General features: G+C 70.9%; 24 protein-coding genes and 1 pseudogene. 18 read left to right on the top strand and 7 right to left on the bottom strand.

Annotated features, from left to right (window positions below; all coding sequences use genetic code 11):
* Positions 1–12: 12 nt before the first annotated feature.
* A complete protein-coding gene (hemG, locus tag KGD87_RS33175; protein WP_284664936.1) occupies positions 13–1,422 on the bottom strand; it encodes a protoporphyrinogen oxidase in 1,410 nt (469 codons plus the stop codon).
* A gap of 79 nt (positions 1,423–1,501) precedes the next feature.
* On the opposite strand from hemG, the gene KGD87_RS33180 reads away from it, so the two are divergent.
* Positions 1,502–2,191 (top strand): SDR family oxidoreductase, encoded by a 690-nt coding sequence (locus KGD87_RS33180; RefSeq protein WP_284664937.1) that lies wholly within the window; start codon positions 1,502–1,504, stop codon positions 2,189–2,191.
* Positions 2,192–2,199: 8 nt separating this feature from the next.
* Here KGD87_RS33180 and pdxH read toward each other — a convergent pair whose 3' ends face one another.
* Positions 2,200–2,862, bottom strand: coding sequence for a pyridoxamine 5'-phosphate oxidase (gene pdxH, locus KGD87_RS33185; protein ID WP_284664938.1), 663 nt, complete (start codon positions 2,860–2,862; stop codon positions 2,200–2,202).
* Here pdxH and glgA point away from each other — a divergent pair, their 5' ends adjacent.
* The 5 genes from glgA (at position 2,863) to KGD87_RS33210 (ending at position 7,243) form a co-directional block, all read left to right on the top strand.
* Positions 2,863–4,296 carry a glycogen synthase GlgA gene (gene glgA / locus KGD87_RS33190; protein ID WP_284664939.1) on the top strand — a complete coding sequence of 478 codons (1,434 nt, stop codon included), beginning with the start codon at positions 2,863–2,865 and terminating at the stop codon, positions 4,294–4,296.
* Positions 4,297–4,331: 35 nt separating this feature from the next.
* Complete coding sequence (locus KGD87_RS33195) at positions 4,332–5,246, top strand: serine/threonine protein kinase (RefSeq protein WP_163782549.1); 915 nt, start codon at positions 4,332–4,334, stop codon at positions 5,244–5,246.
* A 1-nt stretch (position 5,247) separates the two neighbouring features.
* Positions 5,248–5,730, top strand: a complete 483-nt coding sequence (locus KGD87_RS33200) for an LEA/WHy family protein (RefSeq protein ID WP_284664940.1) — start codon at positions 5,248–5,250, stop codon at positions 5,728–5,730.
* Between the two features lie 120 nt (positions 5,731–5,850).
* Positions 5,851–6,399 carry a hypothetical protein gene (locus tag KGD87_RS33205; protein ID WP_284664941.1) on the top strand — a complete coding sequence of 183 codons (549 nt, stop codon included), beginning with the start codon at positions 5,851–5,853 and terminating at the stop codon, positions 6,397–6,399.
* A complete protein-coding gene (locus KGD87_RS33210; protein WP_284664942.1) occupies positions 6,377–7,243 on the top strand; it encodes a hypothetical protein in 867 nt (288 codons plus the stop codon). The genes KGD87_RS33205 and KGD87_RS33210 overlap by 23 nt, the downstream gene beginning before the upstream one ends.
* A gap of 45 nt (positions 7,244–7,288) precedes the next feature.
* Here KGD87_RS33210 and KGD87_RS33215 read toward each other — a convergent pair whose 3' ends face one another.
* Complete coding sequence (locus KGD87_RS33215) at positions 7,289–8,656, bottom strand: hemolysin family protein (RefSeq protein WP_284664943.1); 1,368 nt, start codon at positions 8,654–8,656, stop codon at positions 7,289–7,291.
* A gap of 54 nt (positions 8,657–8,710) precedes the next feature.
* Here KGD87_RS33215 and KGD87_RS33220 point away from each other — a divergent pair, with 54 nt between their 5' ends.
* Together KGD87_RS33220 and KGD87_RS33225 are read left to right on the top strand one after the other, a co-directional pair.
* The gene (locus tag KGD87_RS33220) at positions 8,711–9,478 is read left to right on the top strand and encodes a pilus assembly protein N-terminal domain-containing protein (protein ID WP_284664944.1); all 768 of its coding nucleotides are present in this window, start codon (positions 8,711–8,713) and stop codon (positions 9,476–9,478) included.
* Positions 9,479–9,581: 103 nt separating this feature from the next.
* Complete coding sequence (locus KGD87_RS33225; RefSeq protein ID WP_284664945.1) at positions 9,582–10,583, top strand: hypothetical protein; 1,002 nt, start codon at positions 9,582–9,584, stop codon at positions 10,581–10,583.
* 127 nt (positions 10,584–10,710) lie between these two features.
* Here KGD87_RS33225 and KGD87_RS33230 read toward each other — a convergent pair whose 3' ends face one another.
* Complete coding sequence (locus KGD87_RS33230; RefSeq protein WP_284664946.1) at positions 10,711–11,937, bottom strand: PDDEXK nuclease domain-containing protein; 1,227 nt, start codon at positions 11,935–11,937, stop codon at positions 10,711–10,713.
* Between the two features lie 134 nt (positions 11,938–12,071).
* Here KGD87_RS33230 and KGD87_RS33235 point away from each other — a divergent pair.
* Both KGD87_RS33235 and KGD87_RS33240 read left to right on the top strand, forming a co-directional pair.
* A pseudogene (locus tag KGD87_RS33235) lies at positions 12,072–12,225 on the top strand (PAAR-like domain-containing protein); the annotation flags it as partial.
* Between the two features lie 186 nt (positions 12,226–12,411).
* The gene (locus KGD87_RS33240; RefSeq protein WP_284664947.1) at positions 12,412–13,092 is read left to right on the top strand and encodes a hypothetical protein; all 681 of its coding nucleotides are present in this window, start codon (positions 12,412–12,414) and stop codon (positions 13,090–13,092) included.
* 9 nt (positions 13,093–13,101) lie between these two features.
* Here KGD87_RS33240 and KGD87_RS33245 read toward each other — a convergent pair whose 3' ends face one another.
* From KGD87_RS33245 to KGD87_RS33255, 3 genes are all read right to left on the bottom strand, one after another.
* Entirely contained in the window at positions 13,102–13,884 is a 783-nt protein-coding gene (locus KGD87_RS33245; protein ID WP_284664948.1) for a hypothetical protein, read from the bottom strand.
* Between the two features lie 84 nt (positions 13,885–13,968).
* Positions 13,969–14,673: a leucyl/phenylalanyl-tRNA--protein transferase gene (aat, locus tag KGD87_RS33250; protein ID WP_284664949.1), complete on the bottom strand. Its 705-nt coding sequence runs from the start codon at positions 14,671–14,673 to the stop codon at positions 13,969–13,971.
* 11 nt (positions 14,674–14,684) lie between these two features.
* Positions 14,685–15,515 carry an LEA/WHy family protein gene (locus KGD87_RS33255; protein WP_502888049.1) on the bottom strand — a complete coding sequence of 277 codons (831 nt, stop codon included), beginning with the start codon at positions 15,513–15,515 and terminating at the stop codon, positions 14,685–14,687.
* Positions 15,516–15,583: 68 nt separating this feature from the next.
* Here KGD87_RS33255 and KGD87_RS33260 point away from each other — a divergent pair, with 68 nt between their 5' ends.
* The 8 genes from KGD87_RS33260 (at position 15,584) to KGD87_RS33295 (ending at position 23,295) form a co-directional block, all read left to right on the top strand.
* Positions 15,584–16,222, top strand: coding sequence for a hypothetical protein (locus KGD87_RS33260; protein ID WP_284664950.1), 639 nt, complete (start codon positions 15,584–15,586; stop codon positions 16,220–16,222).
* 111 nt (positions 16,223–16,333) lie between these two features.
* The gene (locus KGD87_RS33265; RefSeq protein WP_284664951.1) at positions 16,334–16,525 is read left to right on the top strand and encodes a hypothetical protein; all 192 of its coding nucleotides are present in this window, start codon (positions 16,334–16,336) and stop codon (positions 16,523–16,525) included.
* Between the two features lie 130 nt (positions 16,526–16,655).
* Positions 16,656–18,659, top strand: coding sequence for a TonB-dependent receptor plug domain-containing protein (locus tag KGD87_RS33270; protein WP_284664952.1), 2,004 nt, complete (start codon positions 16,656–16,658; stop codon positions 18,657–18,659).
* A 37-nt stretch (positions 18,660–18,696) separates the two neighbouring features.
* Positions 18,697–19,401, top strand: a complete 705-nt coding sequence (locus KGD87_RS33275) for an HmuY family protein (RefSeq protein ID WP_284664953.1) — start codon at positions 18,697–18,699, stop codon at positions 19,399–19,401.
* Between the two features lie 27 nt (positions 19,402–19,428).
* Positions 19,429–20,517 (top strand): hemin-degrading factor, encoded by a 1,089-nt coding sequence (locus KGD87_RS33280; protein WP_284664954.1) that lies wholly within the window; start codon positions 19,429–19,431, stop codon positions 20,515–20,517.
* Positions 20,514–21,410 (top strand): heme/hemin ABC transporter substrate-binding protein, encoded by an 897-nt coding sequence (locus KGD87_RS33285; protein ID WP_284664955.1) that lies wholly within the window; start codon positions 20,514–20,516, stop codon positions 21,408–21,410. The genes KGD87_RS33280 and KGD87_RS33285 overlap by 4 nt, the downstream gene beginning before the upstream one ends.
* Positions 21,407–22,495 (top strand): FecCD family ABC transporter permease, encoded by a 1,089-nt coding sequence (locus KGD87_RS33290; protein WP_284664956.1) that lies wholly within the window; start codon positions 21,407–21,409, stop codon positions 22,493–22,495. Before KGD87_RS33285 ends, KGD87_RS33290 begins: the two co-directional genes overlap by 4 nt.
* Positions 22,492–23,295, top strand: coding sequence for a heme ABC transporter ATP-binding protein (locus KGD87_RS33295; protein WP_284664957.1), 804 nt, complete (start codon positions 22,492–22,494; stop codon positions 23,293–23,295). The genes KGD87_RS33290 and KGD87_RS33295 overlap by 4 nt, the downstream gene beginning before the upstream one ends.
* The last annotated feature ends 77 nt before the right edge of the window (positions 23,296–23,372 follow it).

Genomic DNA, 23,372 nt, shown 5'->3' on the forward strand with positions numbered 1-23,372 from the left:
CGGTCGCAGGCGCTATTTCCGAACGGTGTCCTCGTCCGCCAGGGCATCCGCGAGCCGCGCCGCGTTGCGGATGCAGTCGTTGAGGCCAATGCCCTTGTAGGCGTTGCCCGCCAGGTGCAGCCCCGGCCAGCGCTGGAGCGCCGCGTCGATGTCCGCCATCCGCGCCAGGTGCCCCACGTTGTACTGGGGGATGCCCTGCTGCCAGCGGAAGACCTCTGTGAAGGTGGGCTGGGCCGTCACGCCCGTCAGGGCCCGCAGCTCCTCGAGCGCCAGCGCCGCGAGCGCCGCTTCATCCCGCTGCACCAGGTCCGGCTGCCGCGCGCCGCCCACCATGCAGGTGTAGAGCACGCGGTCGCCCTCGACGCGGAAGGGGAAGGTGGTGGACGCGTGGATGGCGCCCAGCAGCCGCCGCCGCTCCTCGAAGGGGACGAGGAAGCCGAAGCCATCCGGCGCGGGGAGCGCGCCCGCGTCGAAGCCCAGGTGCACCACCGCGATGGGCGCGTACTCGATGCGGGCCACCTGCTCCGCCAGCGCGTCGTCCAGGGGGCGCAGCAGCCGCGCGGCGACAAACGCGGGAACCGCCAGCACCACGTGGGCCGCGGTCAGCTCCGCGCGGCGTCCGTGCTCCTCGACGGCGAGCTTCCAGCCGCCGTCCACGCGCGTCAGGCCTTCCACCCGCGCGCCCACGTGCGCCGCGCCGCCCAGCGAGGCGGCCAGCGCGTCGATGAGCACCTGGAGGCCCCCGTCGAACGTGCTCAGCGCGCCCGTCAGCTTCGGCGCGTCACCCGCGGGCAGGGCCTTGCGCTGAGCCTTCTGCGCGCGGAGGGCGCCCAGGATGAGGCTGCGGTGCTCGCGCTCCAGCTTCACCAGCAGGGGAAACGTCGCCTCGACGCTGAGCTGCTCCACGTCACCGGCGTAGATGCCCGTCTGCACCGCGTCCAGCAACACCCGCGTCGCCGCGTGGCCCAGGTGGCGGCGGCCGAACGCGGCCAGTGATTCGTCCGTGCCCTCCGGCGCGCGGCCGGAGAACAGCTCGCCAGCGACCCGCAGCCGCGCGCCCAGCGGGAGAATGTCCGAAGCCAGGAACGCCGGCGGAGAAGCCGGCACCGACCGGAGTCTGCCCCGCGTGTAGACATAGCGACGCTTCGCCGAAGGGTCGGCGGTCCGGATTCGACCTTCCAGGTTCAGCGCCGCCGCGAGCGCTCGCGTCGCGGGCTCTCGGTCCAGGAAGCTGTTGGGGCCTTGCTCCACCAGGTAGCCAGCGCGCGCATGCGTGCCTACCGCGCCTCCAAGGCGTGCGGATGTCTCCAGGAGCACGGCAGCCGTACCGCGCGAACGCAAACCGTGCGCGATGGCCAGCCCGGAAATCCCACCTCCCACGACGGCGACATTCATCGGATGTGTCCTCTGCATGGGGTTCATGCGGTTACCAGCGTGCACTCCCCGATTGTCGGCGCGCGGGTTTTGCCAGCGGGAGGCATTCAGCGCGTTAATGCCATGCATGCGCTACGTCATCACCGGAGCGAGCAGGGGGATTGGTTTCGAATTCGTCCAGCAGCTCCTGCTGCGAGGCGACACCGTCGAAGCCGGGGTCCGGTCGTCAGAGGGAGCACGACGGCTGGAGCCCTTGAAGCACAAGGCAGGCAACCGCCTGCGCATCCATGCGCTGGACGTGGGGGACGACGCCAGCGTGCGCGCGTTCGCCACGAACGTGTGCACCAGCCCCGTGGACGTGCTCATCAACAACGCCGGTGTCTCCGGCTTGTGGTGCGCGTTGGGTGACGTGGACTACGCGGACCTGGCGCGCACGTTCACCATCAACGCCCTGGGCCCGCTGCGTGTCACCAACGCGGTGCTGCCGGGCTTGCGGCAAGGTGCCTTGCGGCGGGTGGCGCACGTCACCTCGCGGATGGGCTCGCTGGCGGCCAACACCGACGGCGGCGCCTATGCGTACCGCATGTCGAAGGCCGCGCTGAACATGGCCGTGCGCTCCATGTCCACGGACCTGCGCCCGGAGGGCTTCGTCACCGTGCTGCTTCACCCTGGTTGGGTGCAGACGGACATGGGCGGCCCGGACGCCACGCTGCCGACGCCGGATTCGGTGCGCGGCATGCTGCGGGTCATCGACGGGCTGATTCCGGAGCACAGCGGCCGGTTCTTCGACTACCAGGGGACCGAAGTGCCCTGGTAGCCGCGCCCTCAGGGGTAGAGCAACTGCGTGCGCCAGCCGCCGTCCTCGCGCAGGTAGACGTGCCTGTCATGGAGGCGGCTCTCCTGGGCGTGCCAGAACTCGATGCGGTCCGGCACCACGCGGAAGCCGGACCAGTGCGACGGGCGCGGCACGGGCTGGCCGGCGTACTTCTGCTCCACCTCCGCCACGCGGGCCTCCAACTGCTCGCGAGTCACCAGCGGCTGGCTCTGCAGGCTGGCCCAGGCGCCCACCTGACTGCCGCGGGCGCGGCTCTGGAAGTAGGCGTCCGCTTCGGCGTCCGTGACGCGCTCCACGCGGCCTTCCACGCGCACCTGTTCATTCAAGGGCTGCCAGTAGAAGCAGAGCGCGGCATGGGGATGCGCGCGGGCCTCGCGGCCCTTCCGGCTCTCGTGGTTCGTGTAGAACACGAAGCCGCGCGCATCGAAGTCCTTGAGCAGGACGACGCGCGCGCTGGGGCGCCCGTCCTCTCCCACGGTGGCGACCACCATGGCGTTGGGGTCCACCGCGACGGCCTGCTTCGCCCGCTCGAAGAGCTCCGCGAAGCGCTGGATGGGGTCTGGAGGAATCATCACGCGTTGCAACATATGGGGGGCGGGGCAGGTGTGCACCTTCGCGGTTGACTCATCCGGCACACACGTCAATGTGCGCACATGAATGTCCTCTTCATCTCCTCGGAGGTGGCCCCGTTCTCCAAGACGGGGGGCCTGGGGGACGTGGCCGGGGCCCTCCCCGCCGCGCTTGCCTCGCTGGGCCATGACGTCAAGGTCATCACCCCGCGCTACCGTGACTTGCGCGGCGCGGAGCGGCTTCAGCCCACGGGCCAGTCCCTGCTGCTGCGCTTCCCCTTCGGCGAGCTGTCGGGCCCCATCCTCTCCGCCCGCGTGTCGGAGCGGCTGGAGGTGCTCTTCCTGGAGAACGCGTTCCTCTTCGGCAACCGCCACGGCCTCTACGGGGACGCGGGGGGCGCCTTCGCCGACAACCACCGGCGCTTCGCCTACCTCAGCGTGGGCGCGCTCCAGGCGGCGCAGCGGCTGCGCTTCATCCCGGACATCATCCACGCCAACGACTGGCAGACGGGGCTGGTGCCGGTGGCGCTGCGGCGCGGCTTCCAGACGGGGCCGCTGGCGCACGCGAAGAGCGTCTTCACCCTCCACAACCTGGCCTACCAGGGGCAGTTCCCCAAGGACGTGATGGGGGAGCTGGCGCTGCCCTGGGACTTGTTCACCGCCCATGACGGGCTGGAGTTCCACGACGCGGTGAACTTCCTGAAGGCGGGGCTCGTCTTCTCCGACGCGCTCACCACCGTGTCCCCCACCTACGCGCGGGAAATCCAGACGCCGGAGCAGGGCTACGGGCTGGACGGCCTGCTGCGGCACCGCGCGCACCGGCTCCACGGCATCCTCAACGGCGTGGACACGCACGAGTGGAACCCGGAGGACGACGCCTTCCTCCCGGCCCGCTACGGCCTGAAGGACCTGGCCGGCAAGGCCGTGTGCAAGCGCGAGCTGCTGGCCCGCTTCGGGCTGGAGGACAGCCCCGCGCCGGTGTTCGGCTTCGTCAGCCGGCTGGCGTGGCAGAAGGGCATGGACCTGCTGCTGGAGGCCCTGCCGGCCGCGCTCCACGCGGACCTCCGCGTCGTCGGCGTGGGCAGCGGCGAAGGCCCCCTGGAGGAGGGGCTGCTCGCGTTGCAGGCCCGTTACCCGAAGCAGGTGGGCGTGCACCTCGGCTTCGACCCGGCGCTCTCCCATCTGGTGGAGGCGGGGGCGGACTTCTTCCTCATGCCCAGCCGCTATGAGCCGTGTGGCCTGAACCAGATGTATTCGCTGCGCTACGGCACGGTGCCCATCGTCCGGGCCACCGGCGGGCTGGTGGACACGGTGGAGGGGGGCCTGGACGGAAACGGCATCCTCTTCGAGGCCTTCCACAAGTCCGCCCTGCTGGCGGCCATCCGCCGCGCCCTGGCCCTCTACGCGGACCCGCTACGCCTGGGCGAGTTCCGGCGCCGGGGCATGGAGAAGGACTTCTCCTGGGGGGCGTCCGGCCGCCGCTATGAGGCGCTCTTCCACGACCTGATGGCGGAATAGTGGGTGCGGACGGAAATTCGCAGTAATGTTGTGCCGTGGCGGATGCTCCGGACCTGGGTGGTTACGAGGTAGTCGGCCGGTTGGCGGTGGGCGGCATGGCGGAGGTGTACCAGGCGCGAGCCCGGGTCACCACGCAGCGCTCACCGGGTGAACCGGACGAGATTGTCATCAAGCGGCTGCACCCGTCGTTTCGCAGCGACACCGCCTACGTCAAGGCCTTCGTCGACGAGGCGAAGCTGACGGTCCGCCTGCGCCATCCGAACATCGTCCGCACCTACCGCCTGTTCAAGGCGGGGCCGGACTACCTGATGGTGCAGGAGCTCGTGAGTGGCCGGACGCTGGGCTACATGCAGGAGCTGCTGGTGAAGGCCGGCGCGGCCATGCCGCCCGAGTCCGCCTGCTACATCGCCTGGTCCCTGCTCAAGGCGCTGGACTACATCCACCGGGCGAAGGTGGGGGAGAACGGCGCCACCATCGTCCACCGCGACGTGAATCCGGCCAACCTGCTGCTGGGCATCAACGGTGACGTGAAGCTCACCGACTTCGGCGTGGCGGAGGTGGAGGGGATGATGCGCGGCGACTCCGGCGCGCTGCGCGGCACGCTGCCCTACATGAGTCCGGAGCAGGTGCTGGGCCTGCCGGTGGACGCGCGCACGGATCTGTACGCGGTGGGCATCCTCCTCTGGGAGCTGTGGTCCGGCCGCCGCCTCTTCGCCGGGGAGCACGAGGCGGAGCTGATGCACAAGGTGCGCGACGCCCGTGTGCCGCTGCTGACGTCCTCCCCGGAGCTGCCGGACTACGCGGTGCAGGTGGCGCGCAAGGCGCTGTTCGCGGACCGGGCGCGGCGCTTCCAGACGGCGGCGGAGTTCATCAAGGCGCTGGAATCCCTGTCCCGGCGTGCGGGCTGGCCGCTGACGGTGGAGGCGCTCCAGCCGCTGCTGGGTGGCTGAGATGCGCTCGCGCCGGGCCGTCATCCTGGGGCTGCTGGGAGGCGGGCTCGCCGTGTCCGGGTGTCTGGGCTCGGTGCCCTTCCGTCCGCGGGCCTATGAAGACGCGGTGCGCGTGGTGGGCTTCCAGGTGGACTTCCGGCAGGACGGCACCGGCGTCCTGGATTTGGAGCTGGCGGTGACGAACCCCGCTTCGGACGCGGCCACGCTGGCTGCGGTGGACTTCACGCTGCGGGTGGACGGCCGCCGCGTGGCGGTGGGCACGCAGCAGGTGGCGGCCCCCCTGGCCGCGGATGGGAGCGCCCCCTTGCGCGTGCTCTTCCCGCTGGCCAGCGCGCGCCCCACGGGCGCGCCGGAGCCGGTGCCCCGGCGGGTGTGGGTGGAGGGCGGGGTGGTGCTGCGCTTCGGCGGCACCGAGCGACGCGCGCCCTTCAAGTCCGAGCGCGTGCTGCCGCTGGCCTGGGTGCCGCCGCTGGACGGGAACTGAGGCCGCCGGCGCATATGTCGGTGGGGCAGGCTTTACCCATGCGGTGACATGGGACTTGTCCGTTGCTGGCGGAGCGCGGGACATGGCACCGTGCGGTGCATGTCGCTTTTACAACGATGCATGCTTCCGGTTTCCCTGGGGCTGTTGAGCTCCGCAAGTGTCCTGGCCGCGGAGAAGGCACCTCCTGAACCCCCGGCTCCCTCGCGCAAGGCCGACCCGACCAAGGCGCAGACGGAGGCGTGGCTGCGCGAGCACATCGAGGCGTGGAACGACACGGAGGTGCACGTCACGGTGAAGGACTGCCGCATCATGGTGCTGGACAAGCCCCGTGAGCGGACGGAGATCGTCGACCTGCGCGGCTTGCTGCTGCCCATCGAGGTCATCCGGCTCAACGGTGGGAACGACGCGACGCTCCGGCTTCGTGTGAAGGAGAAGCACACCGGGACGTACTCCATGTTCCGCAAGTGCAGCGCGGAGAACCGCTACTGCGCGGAGCCCACCGGCAAGTTCCAGAGCCTGCCCTATGTGGACCTCTCCGTGACGTCGGTGCGGGACTTCGTCCCCGGGCGGCAGACGGACGTCGACAAGAGCCTGCGGCTGGAGCGGGCGCTGGAACACTACTCGCGGCTTTGTGGGGCGATGGAAGATGCGCGCAACCGGCTCTTCTAGGTTCGGGGCAGCGGGGCTGGCGGCGTTGCTCTTCACCCAGGCGGGGTGCAGCACGACGTCCGAGTACGTGCGTGGCGAGCGGCTGCGAGAGGCGCCCCTGGGGGAGACGCACCGCGACACGCTGGAGAGCGTCGTGGATGCGTCCTACGTGGCCCGCGTCTCGGTGAAGCGCAACACCTGCACCGAGATTTCCACCGAGTTCAGCAAGCAGCGCATCGACACGACGACGAGTCCACCCATGGGCTCGTTGCTCGGCGGGCTCGCGATGCTCGGGGGTGGCGGCGTCCTGATGTCGATGTCCGACGGCGCGTCCGAGGACGAGGACATCGACCTCCCGATGACGCTCGGCCTGGTGTTGGCGCTGGCCTCCATCTATCCGCTGGTGACGGCCCTCTCCGACGACGAGGTCACCCGCGAGGTGGTCAACACCGGCGAGGTCGAGGAGGAGCGCTCCCAGCGCTGTGATGAGCGGACCTTCGCGCTCAATGGCCCGCTGCACTGGAGCGTCTCCCTGGGCGCCGCGCGGCGCACCGGGCGCACCGGCGAGGACGGCGCCGTGTCGCTGAGGCAGCCGCTCAACGAGCTGGTGGAGCAGGCCATCACCGACGAGGCCAGCATCCGGAGGCTCGTCGCCGGGCGGGGCATTTCCTTCCGGCTGGAGCTCGAGCGCGCCCCGGCGGCGGACTTCCGGCTCGACTCCAAGGCGCTTCCGGATGCCTACTTCCGGCGCTTCGCGGACCGCTACGGCCAGCAGCTCGGCGGCAGCGACCGCGCCCGCTTCGAGAACTGCGAGCTCATTGGCAAGTCCGCGCGAGAGACGCTGGAGTGCTACTGGTCCCAGTAGCGCGTGGGCGCCGGCCCCGGAGCGGGGCCGGTGTCGCTTGGGGCCTCAGCTCTTCGCGGAGGCCTGCTCCTCGCGGCCGGGCTCGCGCGGCAGTCCGTCGCGGGGCTCCGTGGCCTTGCCGTCCTTGGTGAGGCCGGACTTCCCGCGCGACATCCGCACGCGGTCGATGCGGGGGCCTTCCTTGGACGCCACGACGAACTGCCAGCCGCTGTAGGCGAAGCGCTCGCCCACGTCGGGCAGGTGGCCCGCCATGGAGGAGAGGAAGCCGCCCAGCGTGTCGAAGTCGCCCTCGGGCAGGGGGAAGCCGAACGTCTGCGTGAAGGCGTCCACCTCCAGCGCGGCGTCCACCAGGAAGCTGCCGTCGGCCAGCTTCTCCACGTGCTTCTCCTCCACCTCGAACTCGTCGCCGATGTCGCCGACGATTTCGCGGAGGATGTCCTCCAGCGTCACCACGCCCATGAAGCCGCCGTACTCGTCGACGACGATGGCCATGTGAATCTTCTGCTTCTGCATGTCCCGGAGCAGGTCGCCAATGGGCTTCATCCACGGCACGAAGTGCGCCGGGCGGATGATGTCCTGCAGGACGATGAGCTCGGGGTGCTGGAGCAGCGGGATGATGTCGCGCGCGTGCAGCACGCCGATGACGTGGTCCACGTCGTCCCGGTACACGGGGATGCGGGAGTGGTTCTCCTCCGCCAGCAGGCGCAGCAGCTCCTCCGGGGGGATGGTGATGTCCACCGTCACCACCTCCGTGCGCGGCACCATGACGTCGCGGCAGCGCTTGTCGGACAGCTCGAAGATGGAGCGGATGAGCTGCGGGGCGCTCTTGTCGACCTCGTTCTTCGCGGCCTGGGCGGCCAGCAGCTTCTCCAGCTCCTCCAGCGGCGGCGGCGGCGGCTCGAAGCGCAGCGTGCGGCCGAAGGTGCGCGCCATCAGGTTGAGCACCACCATGGCCACGCGCATGGGCGGGTAGAGGACCGTCACCAGCAGCGCGGTGAAGCCCGACAGCCGCAGGGCCCAGCGCTCCGGGCTGCCGTTGGCCAGCCCGCGCATGGTGACTTCCATGAGCGTGGCCAGCACGCCCACCAGCAGCGCGCCCGCGGCGACGGTGGCCACCGGCAGCCATTCGGCTTCGCCGTAGCGGCTGAAGTCCAGCATGCGCGGCGGGACGAAGGCCCCGATGGCCGCGGCCTGGAAGCCGCTGAGCACCATGCCCAGGCGCAGCGCCGTGGCCACGGGCTCGCGGTCCGTCTTGTGGCGGAGGACCCGGCGCGTCGCCCGGCCCGGCTGCGTGTCCACCAGTTCCTGTGCTCGCAGGTCGGACACGCCGTAGAGCGCGGACTCCGAAGCGGCGACAAGGGCCCTGATGAAGCTCAGCGCCAGGCAGGCGACCCAGAGGGTCCAGGTAGGCATAGAGCCCTGTTCTTATCCCGTGCTAAGGGTCCACACCACTGCGCTGGAGCCCTGATGTCCGCTCGCATGTACGTCGTTGGAGCACTCCTGGCCCTCCTCGTCCCGGCGCGCGCGCGCGCGTGGCCGGTGGACCTGGTCGTCCCCCTGGAGCCCGGGAAGGAGCGCTTCCACAAGCTCGACACCGTGGACTGGGTCCAGGTGGCGGACGCCTCCGTGGCGGACGCGGAGCTGCTGCCCGGGAGCAATGAGCTGTTGCTCACCGGCCAGAAGGCGGGGCGGACGCTGCTCCTGCTGTACGCGGGGGGCCGCTTCGCCGTGTGGCGCCTCACGGTGGGCTCGCCGCCGCGGGAGGACCCCGCGCCCCGGCTGGCCGCGGCCCGCGAGGCCTGTCCGGACCTGAACGCGACGACCGGCACGGAGCGCTCCTTGAGCGCTTCGGTGAAGGACTCCGCGTGCAGGTTGGCGCTGCTGGAGCTGTTGAAGACGGACGCCTTCGTGGCCCGGGAGCTGGAGCTGACCTTCGATTTGCCCGTCCTCCAGGAGCAGCTCGCTTCACTGGGGGAGGGGCTCGAGCCGCTGGGGCTGGAGGCCCGCTACAGCGGCGCGGGCGTGGTGGTGTCGGGCGCGGGCTCGCCGGAGGTGCACCGCAAGGCGCTGTGGGAGTTGTTCCACCGCTCCGTGGGCCGGGTGCCGCTGGACGACCAGATTCAGGAGGTGAAGCCGCCCGCGCCCACCGATGCGGGTGCGCCGGCCGCGGTGGAGGTGGAGCGGGAGATTCCGGTGGAGGTGCTGCCGCCGCCGAAGAAGTCACGCAAGCGCTGAGGGCTTGGGCTTGGCGTGTCGTGGGCTTGCGGTATGACGGGAGGCTCCCTCTTTCGCCCGCGCGCCCCAACTGGCCGCGGACGCTGCTTCGTGGAGGAGCCCGATGCATTTGGCTGTCCGGTTGACCGCGCAGGCGTGGGTGTCGAGCCTGGCGCTGCTGCTGCCCCTGGTGGCGTCCGCGCAGTTCGATGACGTGGACACCTTTCCGGCCGCCGAGCCCGAGCGCGGCTGTCCGAAGCGCCCGGACGTGGTGCCCTTCACGGCGCGCAACCTGGTGGGGCTCAAGGGCGCGGGCTGGCTGGCGCACCAGGCCCTCATCCCGGAGTCGAAGGACCGCTTCTTCTCGGAGAGCGAGCGTGAGCGCTCCGGCGTGAAGCTGGTGCCGGAGGATGTGGACGTCCGGAAGCTGGGCGCGCCGGACCCGTCCGTGCCCTTGTGGGTGTTTGGCAAGGCGGATTCGGCGGCCTGCCGCGCGGTGCCCGTGGTGTGGTGGGCGGTGCGGATGGGGACGGACGCGGACCGCAAGACGTACCTCATGTCCGAGCTGCAGGTGGACTGCGACGTGCTGCCCCCGGGCCGGCTGTCGGGCACGCCGGTGGCGCTGCGCCAGAAGGACGCGCCCACGGGCTGCAAGCTGCGCCGCGCCGACGACAACTCCACGAGCAAGGAGGGCCGGGGGCTGCCCCTGGAGCTGTCGGACGTGATTCCCGAGCGCGCGTCGTGCGAGGCCCCGGAGTGTCAGCGCGAGTGGGAGATTTTCAGCAGCCGGTGGGATGACGGCAGCGCCGTGTTCGACATCCTGGTGTCGTGGATGAAGCGGGACGGGAAGAAGGACCCCTGCGAGTGGGCCACGGAGGACCACACCTCGCTGCTGCTCCGGCCGGCCGGTGCGCTGGCGCCGCTGCCGCTGCGCGGCGGCGGGGCCTTCTTCGGCGCGCTCTACGACGGCACCGGGCTGCGCACCGTCCTCAGCCGCGACCTGGGCGTGCTCCACGTCCACGACGCTGGCAGGCCCAAGGCGGCGCCGAAGACGGTGCGCTACGGCAGCCCCACGGAGGAAGAGCTGGCGTTCGGGAAGCGCACACTGTCGTCGTGCAAACGGTGAGGGGCGTCGGGGGATTGAGTCCCCGGCGTGAGCCGGGAGAGGGGGCCACTGGGGCTCCAACGGCGTGCCTGTTCCGTGCGCACCTTCTCTCTCGGGGCTTGCATCTACGCGGTGGCGGAGCCCGCCGTCACTTCTTGCGCCCCCTGGGCTTGGCGGTCGGTGTCCGCGTCAGGGCGACGTCGAACACCGTATCGGCGCTGGCGCCTGGCACGAACCGGTCCCGCGCCGCTTCTATGGCGCGGTGCAAGCGTTCCTCAAGCACCTCCCGAGAAGGCAGTTCGGTCAGGTACTCGGCGACGTGGATGCCCCGCGCGTCGAGATCCAGGTACTCCACCGTCTCGCGCTTCTTGCCCGCGCACAAAATGATGCCGAGCGGCGGCTGTTCCGAGGGCTGGCGCTCATGCCGGTCGAGCCAGCGCAGGTACAGCTCCATCTGCCCAGAGTTGGCGGGCTTGAAGTCGCCGATCTTCAGCTCAATGGCGACGAGCCGCTGCATGCGCCGGTGGAAGAACAGGAGGTCGAGGTAGTAGTCGTCGCCATCGAGCGTGATGCGCTTCTGCCGCTCGATGAAGGCGAAGCCCGCGCCTAGTTCCAGGAGGAAGCGCTCGATCTCCCGGAGGATGGCCGACTCGAGGTCCTTCTCGCTGTATGTGTCGGCGAGTTCGAGGAAGTCGAGCATGTACGGGTCGCGGAACACGAGCGCTGGGGAGAGCTCGCTCTTCTCGTGCAGCGCGGCGAGCTCCTTGCGGATGAGCGCCTCGGGTTTCTTCGAGAGCGCCGTGCGCTCGAACACCATGCCGTCGATGCGTTTGGCGAGGTCGCGCGTCGACCAGCCTTCCACCCGGCACATCTCGGCGTAGAAGGTGCGCTTCAGCTCGTCCTCCAGGTAGCTGAGCTGCTTGAAGTGGCTCCACGATAATTGTCTCCACAGTGCGGAGACAATCTCCGCGCTGGGGAACGCGCGTGCGAACCGGATCATGTGCCGCAGGCTCTTCTCGCCGAAGCCTCGCCCGTAGCGCGCCTCCAATTGTCTCCCCGCGGAGGAGACAAGCTGGGCCCCATACGTCGCGCGCCGCTCGTTGAGCACCGCTGTGTGAACGAGCTGCCCGATTTGCCAGTAGAGCTCCGTCAGCGCGGCGTTCGCGGTGACCGACACCTTCTTGCGCGTGGCGGCGATCATCGAGCCGATGTCGCGCACGAGAACCGCCACGTCGGCTTCAAGTTGGGTGTTGGGAACGGGAGCGGCGTTCTCGCCAGCGGCGCCTGTCGATTGTCGCGGCGGTGCGGCGACTTTCCTGGCACTGCCTGTCGTGGGCTTCCTCGTCGGGCGCCCAGCCGCCTTGCGTGCGCTCATGACGCACCCTCAATCACCTGGGTCGGCACCTTTTCCGTCTCGGAAGTTTTGCGTCTCGCTAGTACGGTGCGAGTAACTCTCGCACAGCACCTGCTGCAGTGCGCTTTGGGACTCCTGTAATTTGAATCTACTGAGATACCGCCCAGGGCAGCAAGACGGTGGCCGTGTAGGGGAACCCCTTGTGTGTGAAGGACTTCCCAGTTCAGCACCAGCACGGGGGATGAGGCCAGAACGGCGGGGGGCGGTGTCGTCTCTGGCAAAACCAAGGGCAAGGCCGAGTTCGTCAACTGAGCAGTCTGGCTTGAAGGGCTTCAAGCTCCATGTTGCCGAAGGCTTCGACGACATGTTCGCCTGAATCTGGAGGAGGCAGCGTGGCAAAGCTCGCGGCATTGCGGGAGGACTCCGGGCGGGCCATTCCCCAGGTTGATGCGTCAGGTCGAGCCCACCGCGAGCCAGGAGGTCCTGGTGCGGACCGTGGACGAACTCTGCCTCCACTTCCACGTCGTGGCCGTGGCCACCCTGCTCGTGGATGGCAACCCGCAGGACTTCTTCCTCAACCTGTGCCGAGCCGCCGAGAACTGGCGACGGTCGTTGACGCATTGCCACCTCAAGCAGTGGGCACTCCCTGCCTCGCGCTACATGGAGCCGCTGCTCGGTGCCGTTACGGCGGGACACTGGAGTCTGGCGCGGCAGGTCGCGGAGCTCTCCGAGACGCGCTGGCTCCCGGGCGAGGAGTACCGCTCCGAGCACGCCCGCGCCCAGCTCTTCCAGGCGCTGATTTCACCCGGTACCCGGGACGCCGTCATCCCAAGGGTAGAGGCGCTGGAGGCGCTGCAGCTCGAGGCGGAGTCGGACCGTGCGGCCTGTGCCCGCGCCCTGCTCGATGGCGACGCAGCGGCCTTCTCCGAGGCGTTCAGGCACGCGGTGCTCGTGCATGGCGAGGACATCGAGAAGCGCGCGAAGCTCTTCACGACCCCCGTGACACGCTTCGCACCGAAGCGAGCCATCTGGCTGGAGGGGCTCGCCCTGCTCAGGCTCTCCGAGCGCGCGGACCTCGCGAGCTTCGACGAGCACTTCCTGTACTGTCCGCCGCTGGCCCGCACGCCCATGACGTCGCACTACGCCGGGGACTGGGTCGTTTCTCTCGGCCCTTGAGCGCCCCAGCTACAGCTCCCGCGACTGCTCCACCTTGCGCTGCGCCGCGCGGACCGCCAGCTCCTGGGACAGGTAGGGGGCGAGCCGCGCGCTCTGGTACTGGAGGGAGAGGCCGCGCGCACCAGGCTGCTGTGTGCCGCTGAGCACCAGGTCCGTCTCGGCGTCCTTCCAGGTGGACTCGAGCGCGTAGTCGTAGTGGGCGGTCAGCGCATCATTCCGCGCATCAGCCTCCCGCTGGCGCTCGAAGGAGCCCACCGCTGGGGTGGGGGACCGGTAGCCCGAGCGCGCCGCGTGGTAGTTCGCCGAGGCCTCGGAGAGGTTGTTGCTCATCTCCACCAGCGCGAGGTGTTGGGCCGCGTCGAGGGCGGAGTCCTCCCGGGCGGCAGGCTTGCCGTACCTCAGGGTCAGCAGCTCCTCCAGCGCCCGGAAGTCGCCTCGGACCGCGCCCGGCGTCCGGAACCGGAGCGAGACCTGGGCGAGCTGCCCATCGGCGAAGACGTAGTCGATGACGGCGGGGCGGTCCGCGACGACGCCCAGGGCTCGCAGATCTCCCCAGGCGTTGGTCGGGATGGCGCCAGGCACGATGGCCAGGACCTCCGCCCGCGTCATCCCCCAGCGCGTGTCCTGGAAGCCGTTGACGCTGCGGTACTGCTCCCGGGCGACCTGCTCGCGCTCGGTGTCCGCCAGCCGGATGGCGTCGCGGCGTTCGAGCAGCGCCTGGTGCTTCGCTGACGTGCCGCAGGCGGTGGTGACGAGGCACAGCGGCAGCAACAGTGCGGACTTCCAGCGCATGGGCGACTCCTCTGGCGGCGGGGTGAGGAGGTGACGGCCCGCCGCTGCCGATATTCAAAGGAGCCCGCGCATTTTCCGACAGCCTCAGGTCTCCCGGGCCGCGGCTTCCGTCCACTTCCCGCGCCGGGTGGGCTCCTTCAGCGCCCGGGCGAGCGCCGCGAGGAAGCGCCTGCGGGGCCAGTTCTCCGCGCCGAAGCGGGCGAGGTGTTCGGTCTCCACCTGACAGTCGATGAACTGGAAGCCCCAGCCCTGGAAGCGCTCCGCCGAGGTGACGAAGGCCACCTTGGAGGCGTCCGGGGCCAGCGCGAACATGCTCTCTCCAAAGAAGGCCGCGCCCAGGGACACGCCGTACAGGCCGCCCTTCAGCTCGCCCTGGGCCCACGCCTCCACCGAGTGCGCGAAGCCCGCCTCGTGGAGCGTGACGTAGGCCTCCATCATCTCCTCGGTAATCCAGGTGCCCGCCTGCCCGGGCCGCGGCACCCGGCTGCATTCGGTGATGACGCGCCGGAAGGCCGTGTCGTAGCGCACCTCGTAGACGCCGCGCGCCATCGTCTTGCGCAGGGAGCGGCCCGCGTGGAGCGCGTCCGGCGTCAGCACGAAGCGCGGGTCCGGCGAGTGCCAGAGGATGGGGTCCCCTTCGCTGTACCAGGGGAAGATGCCGCGGGCATACGCGGCCAGCAGCCGCTCCGGACGCAGGTCACCGCCCACGGCGACGACGCCGCTCGTGTCGGCGCGCTCCGGGGGCGGGAAGAGCTCCGGGTGCTCGTCACTCAACAGGTAGATGGGCACGGCGCGCCACTCTACCGGGAGACGTTCAGCTTCACCTCGCCCGTGAGCGAATAGGGCACGCGCAGCAGCGGGCCCGTCACCTCACCCGTCACCCCATAGGGCAACAGCCCCTTGGAGATGAGCGCCTTCACCTCCGGGCCCCAGGTGTCCTTCGTCACCGCCAGCTCCACCGGGTACACGCCCGTGGCGGACGCGTCCACGGTGTCCGCCTGCGCCAGCGTGCCGCTGTCCAGCGTCTTGCCGGCCACCGACGCCGTCCACGTCAGGCCCTCCAGCCGCAGCGGGAAGGGGTTGGGGTTGCGCACGCCCAGGCGGAGGTTGAGCTGGACCTCCTCATCCGAGTAGCGCGCCCCGTCCAGCTCCGCCACCACCACCGTGGGCAGCCGGGGCATCCGCGCCGCGCGGCTGGCGGCGAAGGGAATCGTCTGCTCCTGGCCCCCAGCGCGCACGACGAGCGTGCCGCGCAGGGCGAGCAGCAGCGTGCCTCCCTGGGCGCTCAGCCGCGCCAGGTCGTCCGCGTTCTTCACGTAGGGCGCGCGCTCCTCGAAGGAGAGGTCCGTGGGCGCGCCGGGCGTCAGCGCCACGTCCAGCTTCGCGGTGCCCGTCTTCACCACCTGCCCGTCGGCGACGAGCTCGTAGTCGGCCCGCTCCACCACCCCCTCCCCGGGGCTGGTCACCTGGGCCTCGTAGCGCAGGAGGGCGTCGGTGAGGCCCTGGGACGCGACGACCGTCCTTTGGGCGGTGAGGACGGCGGGACTGGAAGGCCGGGTGGGGGCGGAAGCACACCCCGCACAGAGGGACAGCACCACGGCCAGTCGGAACATGGGCGAGCGCAAGCGCATGACGCTAGACAATGTGGCCACCCCCAGGAGTCCTCTCAAGGGCTTTTCCGCTAGACTGTCCACCAGCCGTGGCCCGACGCCGCCCCAACTTCAACAAGACGCTCCGCTCCCTCATCCGGGACATCGCGGCGAAGATGCCGGAGTTCGGGCATGTGAAGGCGGGCCGCATCCTCGTGGTGGCCGGTGAGGCCCGCCGCGCCTCCCGGGGCACCGTGAAGCCCCTGTGCTTCCGGGGCGGGAAGAGCACGGACCGCACCGGACGCCGCAAGCCCATCATCCGCATCCAGGGCAAGCGGATGCTGTACTGCGTCACCCTCCGGCCGCTCTTCTTCCGGGGCTCCACCGCGCAGGCCCGCGTGGAGACGGTGATTCACGAGCTCTTCCACCTGTCGCGCCGCTTCGACGGGACGCTGCACGCCGGCCGGCGCCATGCCGTGCTGGGGCGCAACTTCTCCCGCAAGCTCAAGCCGCTGGTGCGCCGCTACCTCAAGCTGTGCCCCCCAGAGCTGCTGGCCGCCATGGCCCACTCCGGCGAGGTGCGCATCCTCCAGTGGCTGGAGCGGCCCGGCCCCGCCTACCACCCCGGCGGCCCCCGCCGGGTACGGAAGGTCTACACCGAGGAGCAGCTCTACTTTGGTGTCGCCCGCATGGTGACGCCCAAGGTGCGTCTGGCGCGCGACACCTCCGCGCGCTCCAAGGTTCACTGAGCGGCGCGCTCCCACACACCCTGATTCTCCCCGAGACGGTTTTTTCGCCAGTCGTTTGACTTTGAAAATCAGTATCAATATCGTCGCCACCGTTTCGAGCCAGGAGCGGTGATGCGCGACGGTTGCCACGGTGAAGGCGGGGCGGAGGAGCTGCGCTGCATGTGCGGCAGCCTGCTGGCGCGGTTGGTGCCGGAGGGCGTGGAGCTCAAGTGCCGCCGCTGCCACCGGACGCAGGTGGTGCCCCTGGAGCGGCCGCCGCCGGAGGGCGGTGGTGGTGCGCGGGTGAGCGGCTCCGGCCGCTGACGTGTGCGTCGTTCCCGGGCCGCGCAGGCCCGGTGCAGTGAGGTCTTTTCCTGAGGCCCGAGGCCCTTGAGCCCAGCGCCCTACAGGGCCTTCAGCGGAAGGCCCCCGGCCTTGCGCCGGAGGACGCGGCATGGCGTGGCGTGGGTGTTTGCTCTTCGTGGCCTGTGCCATGCCGTGGACGGCGTGGGGCGGTGGCAGTGAAGCGCCAGCCGCTGAGGTGGCTTCCACCGCGGAGGCTCCGCCCGATGCGCGGGTGGCCCAGGCCGATGCGGGGCCGCAGCCCGCGTCCGACGAGGAGGCGCTGCCGGAAGCGCGCACGGTGGTGACGGCGTCGCGCTCACCGGAGCGGCTGGAGGATTCGGCGGTGGCCACGGAGGTCATCACCCGCTCGGACATCCTGGCCAGCGGGGCGCGGGACGCGTCGGAGTTGCTCGCCGCGCATCCAGGGCTCCAGGTGGTCCAGACGTTCGCGGGCGCCACGGTGCAACTGCAGGGCCTGTCGCCGGAGTACGTCCTGGTGCTGGTGGATGGCGAGCGCGTGGCCGGCCGGGTGGCTGGAAGCGTGGACCTGTCCCGCCTGTCCACCGAGGACATCGAACAGGTGGAAGTCGTGAAGGGTCCCTCGTCGGTCCTCTACGGCAGCGACGCGGTGGCGGGCGTGGTGAACCTCATCACCCGCCGTGCCCGCCGTCCGCTGGGCGCCGAGCTGCGCGCCTCCTACGGCTCCATGCAGCGGCTGGAGCTGGACGCCACCGGCGAGGCGAAGGGTGAGGACTGGGGCCTGCGCCTGAGCGGCGGCCTGGCGCGGCGGGACGCGTACCTCCTGGACCCGACGAGCATCGGCACCACGGGCAGCAGCCTGGACGGCATCGACGCGTCCGCGGGCGGCGACTTGCGCGTCAGCGAGGGCACGGCGCTGCAGGCCAACGCCACCTATGCGCGGCGGGTGCAGCGCGGCGTGGACGTGGGCGTGACGGGCGCCACCTTCGACCGGGCCAGCCGGGATGACTCGCTCTCCGTGCGCCTGTCTCCCCGGTGGACGCTGTCCCGCAACGCCTCGCTGCGCGTGGATGGCGCCTATGCGTGGTTCAACCGGCGCTACCTGAGAGACCAGCGCCGCTCCAACGCGTTGGACACCATCGAGGACACGCGCGAGCAGCAGGGTCGGCTGGGCGCGCAGCTGGACGCGAAGGTGGGGGACGCTCACGCCTTCGTGGCGGGCGCGGAGCTGCTCGGTGAGTGGCTGCGGGCGGACCGGCTGGGCGAGGACGGCACCGGCCAGCGCGCCCGCGCGTCCCTCTACGTGCAGGACAACTGGGCCCTGGCGCCGCGCTGGAAGCTGACGCTGGTGCCGGGCGCGCGCGTGGACACGGACACGCAGTTCGGCACGGCGGTGACGCCTCGGTTGGCGGCGCGCATGGACCCGACGTCCTGGCTCACGCTGCGCGGCAGCTACGGCTGGGCGTTCCGGGCGCCGGGCTTCCAGGAGCTGCTGCTCGACTTCGAAAACCCCAGTGTGGGCTACCGGGTGCACGGCAATCCGGACCTGCGCCCGGAGCGCTCGCGCAGCTTCAACCTGTCGGTGGAGGTGAAGCCCGCGGCGTCCTCGCTCCTGTGGGTGAGCGCCTTCCAGCACAACCTGCGGGACATGATTGGCGTCTCCACGGAGCTGGTCGGCCCGCAGCAGCTCTTCACCTACGTGAATATCGCGCGTGCGCGCGTGCGCGGCGGCGAGCTGGGCGTGCGCCAGCAACTGCCCGGCCGCGTCTCCGCGGAGCTGGGCTACACGCTCACCGACGGCCGTTCGGAGGAGACGGGGCTGGCGCTGGAGGGGCAGGCGCGTCATCGCCTCACCGCCCAGGCCACCTGGCGTCACCGGACGTCGGGCCTGGAGGCCTGGGTGCGCGGCGCGCTCGTGGGGCCGCGCCCCTTCTACCCGGACACGGACGGTGATGGCGTCGCCAACCCGTACGACGCGAAGACCTACGTCACCGTGGATGCCCGGCTGGGCTGGCGCCTGCGCGAGGAGCTCCAGCTCTTCGTGCTGGGCACCAACCTCGCGAACGCGGGCAACCCCACCGACCTCCCCATTCCTCCTCGCGCCGTCCAGGCCGGCTTCTCCGCCCGGCTCTGACGCTTCCTTCCACCTTTCACTCACTCAAGGAGTCCTCATGTCCCGCTTCTCTCCCCGTTCCTCCTTCCTGGGCCGCGCCGCCGCCGCCCTGCTGCTGGCCGGTTCCCTGTCCGCGTGCGGCGATGACCTGGAGCTGCCGCCCGACGACACGCAGAACCCCGACCCGCAGGAGCCGGGGAATCCGGATGAGAACGCGCCGACGGATGGCACTCACGTGAAGCACGTGGCCAACGATGACGGCTCGTACACCACCACCGTGAACGCGACGAGCAGCGCGGACTGGATTGGCCTGGACCTGGACCAGGGCGCGCAGGTGAGCTCCTCCGAGGACACTGTCTGGGACCTGGCCTTCAACCGCTTCAACGTCCGCACCCGGGGCGGTGTGAGTGGCACCGGCAACGTGGCGGTGGCGGTGCTCCCCGAGACGGACTTCGCGGCGGTGACGCAGGCGCCGGCGGAGGGCTACGTCGCGGATGCCGAGGACGGCCCGGACCGGGGCGAGGACCCGGACAGCGCCTTCCAGCAGGGCGACGGCTGGTACGCCTATGACATGACGACGCACGCCCTCACGGCGCGTCGCAATGTGTACGTCGTCCGCTCCGACGCGGGTGACTACTTCAAGGTCGCCATGCAGTCCTACTACGACGACGCGGGCACGCCGGGGATGCTGTCATTCCGCTGGGCGAAGGTGCCTGGCCCCGCCTCCAGCGGCAGCGCCGTGACGCAGCCGTCTGTGTACTGAGCTTCCTTCCGCTTCCAGGTGTCCAACATGAATCAGACCGCGAACTCTGATGTCGTCTCCGAGCCCACCCGTCTGCGCCAGCGCTGGCAGACCCTCCGCGAGGAGCAGCCCCGCACCCGCATCCGCGACGCCGCCGAGCAACTGGGGGTGAGTGAAGCGCAGTTGCTCGCCACGGGGCTTGGCGAGAGCGTCGTCCGGCTGGACCTCCGGCTGGATGCGCTCCTGCCCCGTTTCGAGTCGCTGGGGCGGGTGATGTCGCTCACGCGCAACGCGCATGCCGTGCATGAGAAGCGTGGCACCTGGCGCAACATCGAGCTGCACGGCAAGCAGGGGCTGGTGCTGGACGAGGAAATCGACCTGCGGCTGTTCTTCTCGCGCTGGAGCTTCGGCTTCGCCCTCCGTGAGCCGCACGGCGATGGTATCCGCCGCAGCCTCCAGTTCTTCGACGCGTCGGGGACGGCCGTCCACAAAATCTACGTGGAGGAGGCCGGGCGCGAGGAGACGTTCGACGCCCTGGTGAAGGAGTTCACCCACGCGGAGCAGTCGCCGGTGCTCAGCATCGTCCCGGCCACGCCCGCGGCGGCGCCCAAGCCCGACAGTGAGATTGACGCGGAGGGCCTGCGCTCCGGCTGGCGCGCGCTCCAGGACACGCATGAGTTCTTCATGCTGCTCAACCGCTTCAGCGTGGCGCGCACCCAGGCGCTCCGCCTGGCCGAGCCGGAGCTGACCACCCCGGTGGCGCCGTCCTCGCTGACGTGGGTGCTGGAGAAGGCGGCCGAGACGGAGCTGCCCATCATGATTTTCGTGGGCAACCCGGGCTGCATCCAGATTCACACCGGTCCGGTGAAGAACGTGAAGCCGATGGGCCCGTGGATGAACGTGTTGGACGCGGGCTTCAACCTCCACGTCCGCGCGGACCACGTCCACTCGGCGTGGGTCGTGCGCAAGCCCACGCGGGACGGCGTCGTCACCTCGGTGGAGCTGTTCAACGAGGCGGGGGACAACATCGCGCTCATCTTCGGCAAGCGGAAGCCGGGGCAGCCCGAGTCGCCCGAGTGGCGGGCGCTGGCCGAGGCGCTGGCCCAGGCGCTGCCCGCGAGCGAGGTGGCGCGATGAGCCGCGCGTCCGGACTGTCGTGGGTCTTCATGGCGGTGGCCTCGCTCGCGCACGCGGCGGCGCCGGCGCCCGCGAAGCCCCAGGCGGCGGCCAAGGCCCCGGTCCACGCGGCGAAGCTGGTCACCATCGGCCCCGCAATCACTGAAACCGTCTTCGCGCTGGGCGCGGGCGGGCAGGTGGTGGGCGTGGACGACACCAGCCTGGCGTTGGAGGTGGCCCGGAAGTCGCCGAAGGTGGGCTACCAGCGGGCACTGTCGTCCGAGGCCATCGTCGCGCTGGGGACGTCGCAGTTGCTGGCGTCCGAGGAGGCGGGGCCCCCGGGCGTGCTCGAGCAGCTCAAGGCCGTGGGCGTGGACGTGGTGGTGCTGCCGAACAAGCACACCGTCGACGCCACGCGCGAGCGCATCCGGACGCTCGCGCGGCGCCTGGGCAAGGCCGAGCAGGGGGAGGCCCTGGTCAAGCAGTTGGACGCGGACCTGCGCGAGGCGCGGGAGCGCACGGCGGCGCGCAAGGACGCGAAGCCGCCGAAGGTCCTCGCGCTGTACGCGCGCGGGGCCAACGTCCTCATGGTGGCGGGCGCCGGGACGGCGGCGGGCGAGCTCGTCACGCTGTCGGGCGGCGTGAATGCCATCGCCGGCTATGCGGGCCACAAGCCGCTGACGCCGGAGGCGGTGGTCGAAGCGGCGCCGGACTTCATCCTCATGCCGGCCAGCTCCCTGGAGCCGGTGGGCGGTGAGGCAGGCCTGTCGCGCACGCCGGGCCTGTCGCAGGTGCGCGGCTGGCGCCTCATCACCGTGGACGACGTCCACTTCATGGGGCTGGGGCCCCACCTGGGCAAGGCCGTGAGCCGCTTGCAGGATGGGTACGCGGCCCCGGCTCGGGGCAGCAAATGAGTGCGTCGGGGATTGCGCCCGTCTCCGCCACCTTCCGCGCCGAGGAGCCTCTCCAGCCAGCAGCCCCGCGTCCGTGGCTGCTGCTGACGGCGCTGCTGCTGGGCGTGGTGCTCCTGTCGCTCGCCGTGGGCGCGGTGCCGGTGCCGCTGCTGGCGCTGGCGGGCAGTCTGCTGAACCAGGTGGGCCTGGACATCGGCCACAGGCTGGAGTCGGTACCGCAGGCGGTGCTGCTGACCATCCGCCTGCCGCGCGTGACGCTCGGCATCATGGTGGGCGCGGTGCTGGCCACCTCGGGTGCCGCATTGCAGGCGTTGTTCCGCAATCCGCTGGTGGAGCCCGGCCTGCTGGGCACCTCCAGCGGCGCGGCGCTGGGGGCGGTGGCGGCCATCGTCATGGACGTGGCCCTCAGCGCGCACCTGGGCTCGCTGCGGATGCTCGCGGTGCCGGGCGCGGCCTTCATGGGCGCGCTGGGCGCCACGCTGCTCGCGCATCGGCTGGGTGGGGGCGGCGGTCGCACGGAGACGGCGCGCATCCTCCTGGCGGGTGTGGCCGTCAGCGCGGGGGCGGGGGCGGGCATCGGTCTGCTCACGCAGATGGCCACCGACGCGCAGCTCCGCTCCATCACCTTCTGGACCTGGGGCAGCCTGGCCGGCGCGTCCTGGGACGTGGTGGGGGCCGCCACGCCGCCGCTGCTCATCGCCCTGGGCCTGCTGCTGCGTGAGGCGCGCACCCTCAACCTCCTGCTGCTGGGGGAGCGCGAGGCGTGGCACCTGGGCGTGGATGTCGAGCGCCTCAAGCGCCGGCTCATCCTCGCCGCGGCCCTGGGCGTGGGGGCCGCGGTGTCCGTCACCGGGGTCATCGCCTTCGTGGGCTTGCTGGTGCCCGCGCTGTTGCGGCTGGCGCTGGGGCCGGACCACCGGCGGCTGCTCACCGCGTCCGCCTTGCTGGGGGCCTCGCTGCTGGTGGGCGCGGACCTGCTGGCTCGCACGGCGGACATTCCCTCTGAGCTGCCCGTGGGCGCGCTCACGTCCGTGCTGGGCGTCCCCGTCTTCGTCGCGCTGCTGTCGCGCAAGGGGGCCGTATGAGCCTGGAGGTTCGTGGCATCGAGGTGTGGCGGGGCCGGGGGCGGACGCTGGGGCCCATGGATTTGACGCTGCAGCCCGGCGAGGTGCTGGCCGTCGTGGGGCCCAACGGCGCGGGCAAGTCCACGCTGCTGTCCGCCATGTCGGGCGAGCTGAGGTGCTCGACGGGCGAGGTGCTCCTGGACGGCCTCCCCTTGTCGCGCTGGAAGCCGCGGGAGCGGGCCGTGCGGCTGGGCGTGCTTCCCCAGGAGTCGTCGCTGGGCTTCGGCTTCACGGCGCTGGAGGTGGCGCTGCTGGGGCGGAGTCCGCACGCGAGCCGCGCTGAAGGCAGCGCGGACCTGGCGGCGGCGGTGGCGGCGCTCGATGCCACCGACACACGGCACCTGGCTTCGCGTTCGTATCTCACGCTGTCTGGGGGGGAGCGGCAGCGGGTGCAGCTGTCGCGGGTGCTGGCTCAGCTCTCCGAACCGGTAGCCTCCGGACACCGCTACCTGCTGCTGGACGAGCCGACGGCGAGCCTGGACCTGGCCCACCAGCACCTCGTGCTGGAGGCGGCGGCACGCTTCGCCCAGGAAGGCGGCGCGGTGCTGGCGGTGCTGCATGACCTCAACCTGGCCGCGCGTTACGCGCACCGGATGGCCGTGCTCGCCGAGGGCCGGGTGGTGGAGCTGGGCGCGCCGGCGAAGGTGCTCTCCCAGGAACTGGTGGCCCGCGTCTTCGGCCTGCGCGTGCAGGTCGTCGAGTGGCCGGGCTTGCCCGGTCCCCTGGTCATCCCGGAGGGCCGCGCGCCCCTGCCTCCCTGAGCACGGATGGAGGCGCCGTGCCCGCTGGCTTCAGCTCCCCGCGGGAGAGGTCCTGGGCGCCGGTGCCCCTCCACACC

The sequence above is a fragment of the Myxococcus sp. SDU36 genome, assembly GCF_030168875.1.
GTDB lineage: Bacteria > Myxococcota > Myxococcia > Myxococcales > Myxococcaceae > Myxococcus > Myxococcus vastator.

What these genes read in the sequence shown, in the direction of transcription:
- hemG (WP_284664936.1), bottom strand. Translation starts at nt 1,422, where the DNA reads ATGAACCCCATGCAGAGGACACATCCGATGAATGTCGCCGTCGTGGGA.
- KGD87_RS33180 (WP_284664937.1), top strand. Translation starts at nt 1,502, where the DNA reads ATGCGCTACGTCATCACCGGAGCGAGCAGGGGGATTGGTTTCGAATTC.
- glgA (WP_284664939.1), top strand. Translation starts at nt 2,863, where the DNA reads ATGAATGTCCTCTTCATCTCCTCGGAGGTGGCCCCGTTCTCCAAGACG.
- KGD87_RS33200 (WP_284664940.1), top strand. Translation starts at nt 5,248, where the DNA reads ATGCGCTCGCGCCGGGCCGTCATCCTGGGGCTGCTGGGAGGCGGGCTC.
- KGD87_RS33205 (WP_284664941.1), top strand. Translation starts at nt 5,851, where the DNA reads ATGCTTCCGGTTTCCCTGGGGCTGTTGAGCTCCGCAAGTGTCCTGGCC.
- KGD87_RS33210 (WP_284664942.1), top strand. Translation starts at nt 6,377, where the DNA reads ATGCGCGCAACCGGCTCTTCTAGGTTCGGGGCAGCGGGGCTGGCGGCG.
- KGD87_RS33215 (WP_284664943.1), bottom strand. Translation starts at nt 8,656, where the DNA reads ATGCCTACCTGGACCCTCTGGGTCGCCTGCCTGGCGCTGAGCTTCATC.
- KGD87_RS33220 (WP_284664944.1), top strand. Translation starts at nt 8,711, where the DNA reads ATGTCCGCTCGCATGTACGTCGTTGGAGCACTCCTGGCCCTCCTCGTC.
- KGD87_RS33225 (WP_284664945.1), top strand. Translation starts at nt 9,582, where the DNA reads ATGCATTTGGCTGTCCGGTTGACCGCGCAGGCGTGGGTGTCGAGCCTG.
- KGD87_RS33230 (WP_284664946.1), bottom strand. Translation starts at nt 11,937, where the DNA reads ATGAGCGCACGCAAGGCGGCTGGGCGCCCGACGAGGAAGCCCACGACA.
- KGD87_RS33245 (WP_284664948.1), bottom strand. Translation starts at nt 13,884, where the DNA reads ATGCGCTGGAAGTCCGCACTGTTGCTGCCGCTGTGCCTCGTCACCACC.
- KGD87_RS33255 (WP_502888049.1), bottom strand. Translation starts at nt 15,515, where the DNA reads ATGCGCTTGCGCTCGCCCATGTTCCGACTGGCCGTGGTGCTGTCCCTC.
- KGD87_RS33265 (WP_284664951.1), top strand. Translation starts at nt 16,334, where the DNA reads ATGCGCGACGGTTGCCACGGTGAAGGCGGGGCGGAGGAGCTGCGCTGC.
- KGD87_RS33270 (WP_284664952.1), top strand. Translation starts at nt 16,656, where the DNA reads ATGGCGTGGCGTGGGTGTTTGCTCTTCGTGGCCTGTGCCATGCCGTGG.
- KGD87_RS33275 (WP_284664953.1), top strand. Translation starts at nt 18,697, where the DNA reads ATGTCCCGCTTCTCTCCCCGTTCCTCCTTCCTGGGCCGCGCCGCCGCC.
- KGD87_RS33280 (WP_284664954.1), top strand. Translation starts at nt 19,429, where the DNA reads ATGAATCAGACCGCGAACTCTGATGTCGTCTCCGAGCCCACCCGTCTG.
- KGD87_RS33285 (WP_284664955.1), top strand. Translation starts at nt 20,514, where the DNA reads ATGAGCCGCGCGTCCGGACTGTCGTGGGTCTTCATGGCGGTGGCCTCG.
- KGD87_RS33290 (WP_284664956.1), top strand. Translation starts at nt 21,407, where the DNA reads ATGAGTGCGTCGGGGATTGCGCCCGTCTCCGCCACCTTCCGCGCCGAG.
- KGD87_RS33295 (WP_284664957.1), top strand. Translation starts at nt 22,492, where the DNA reads ATGAGCCTGGAGGTTCGTGGCATCGAGGTGTGGCGGGGCCGGGGGCGG.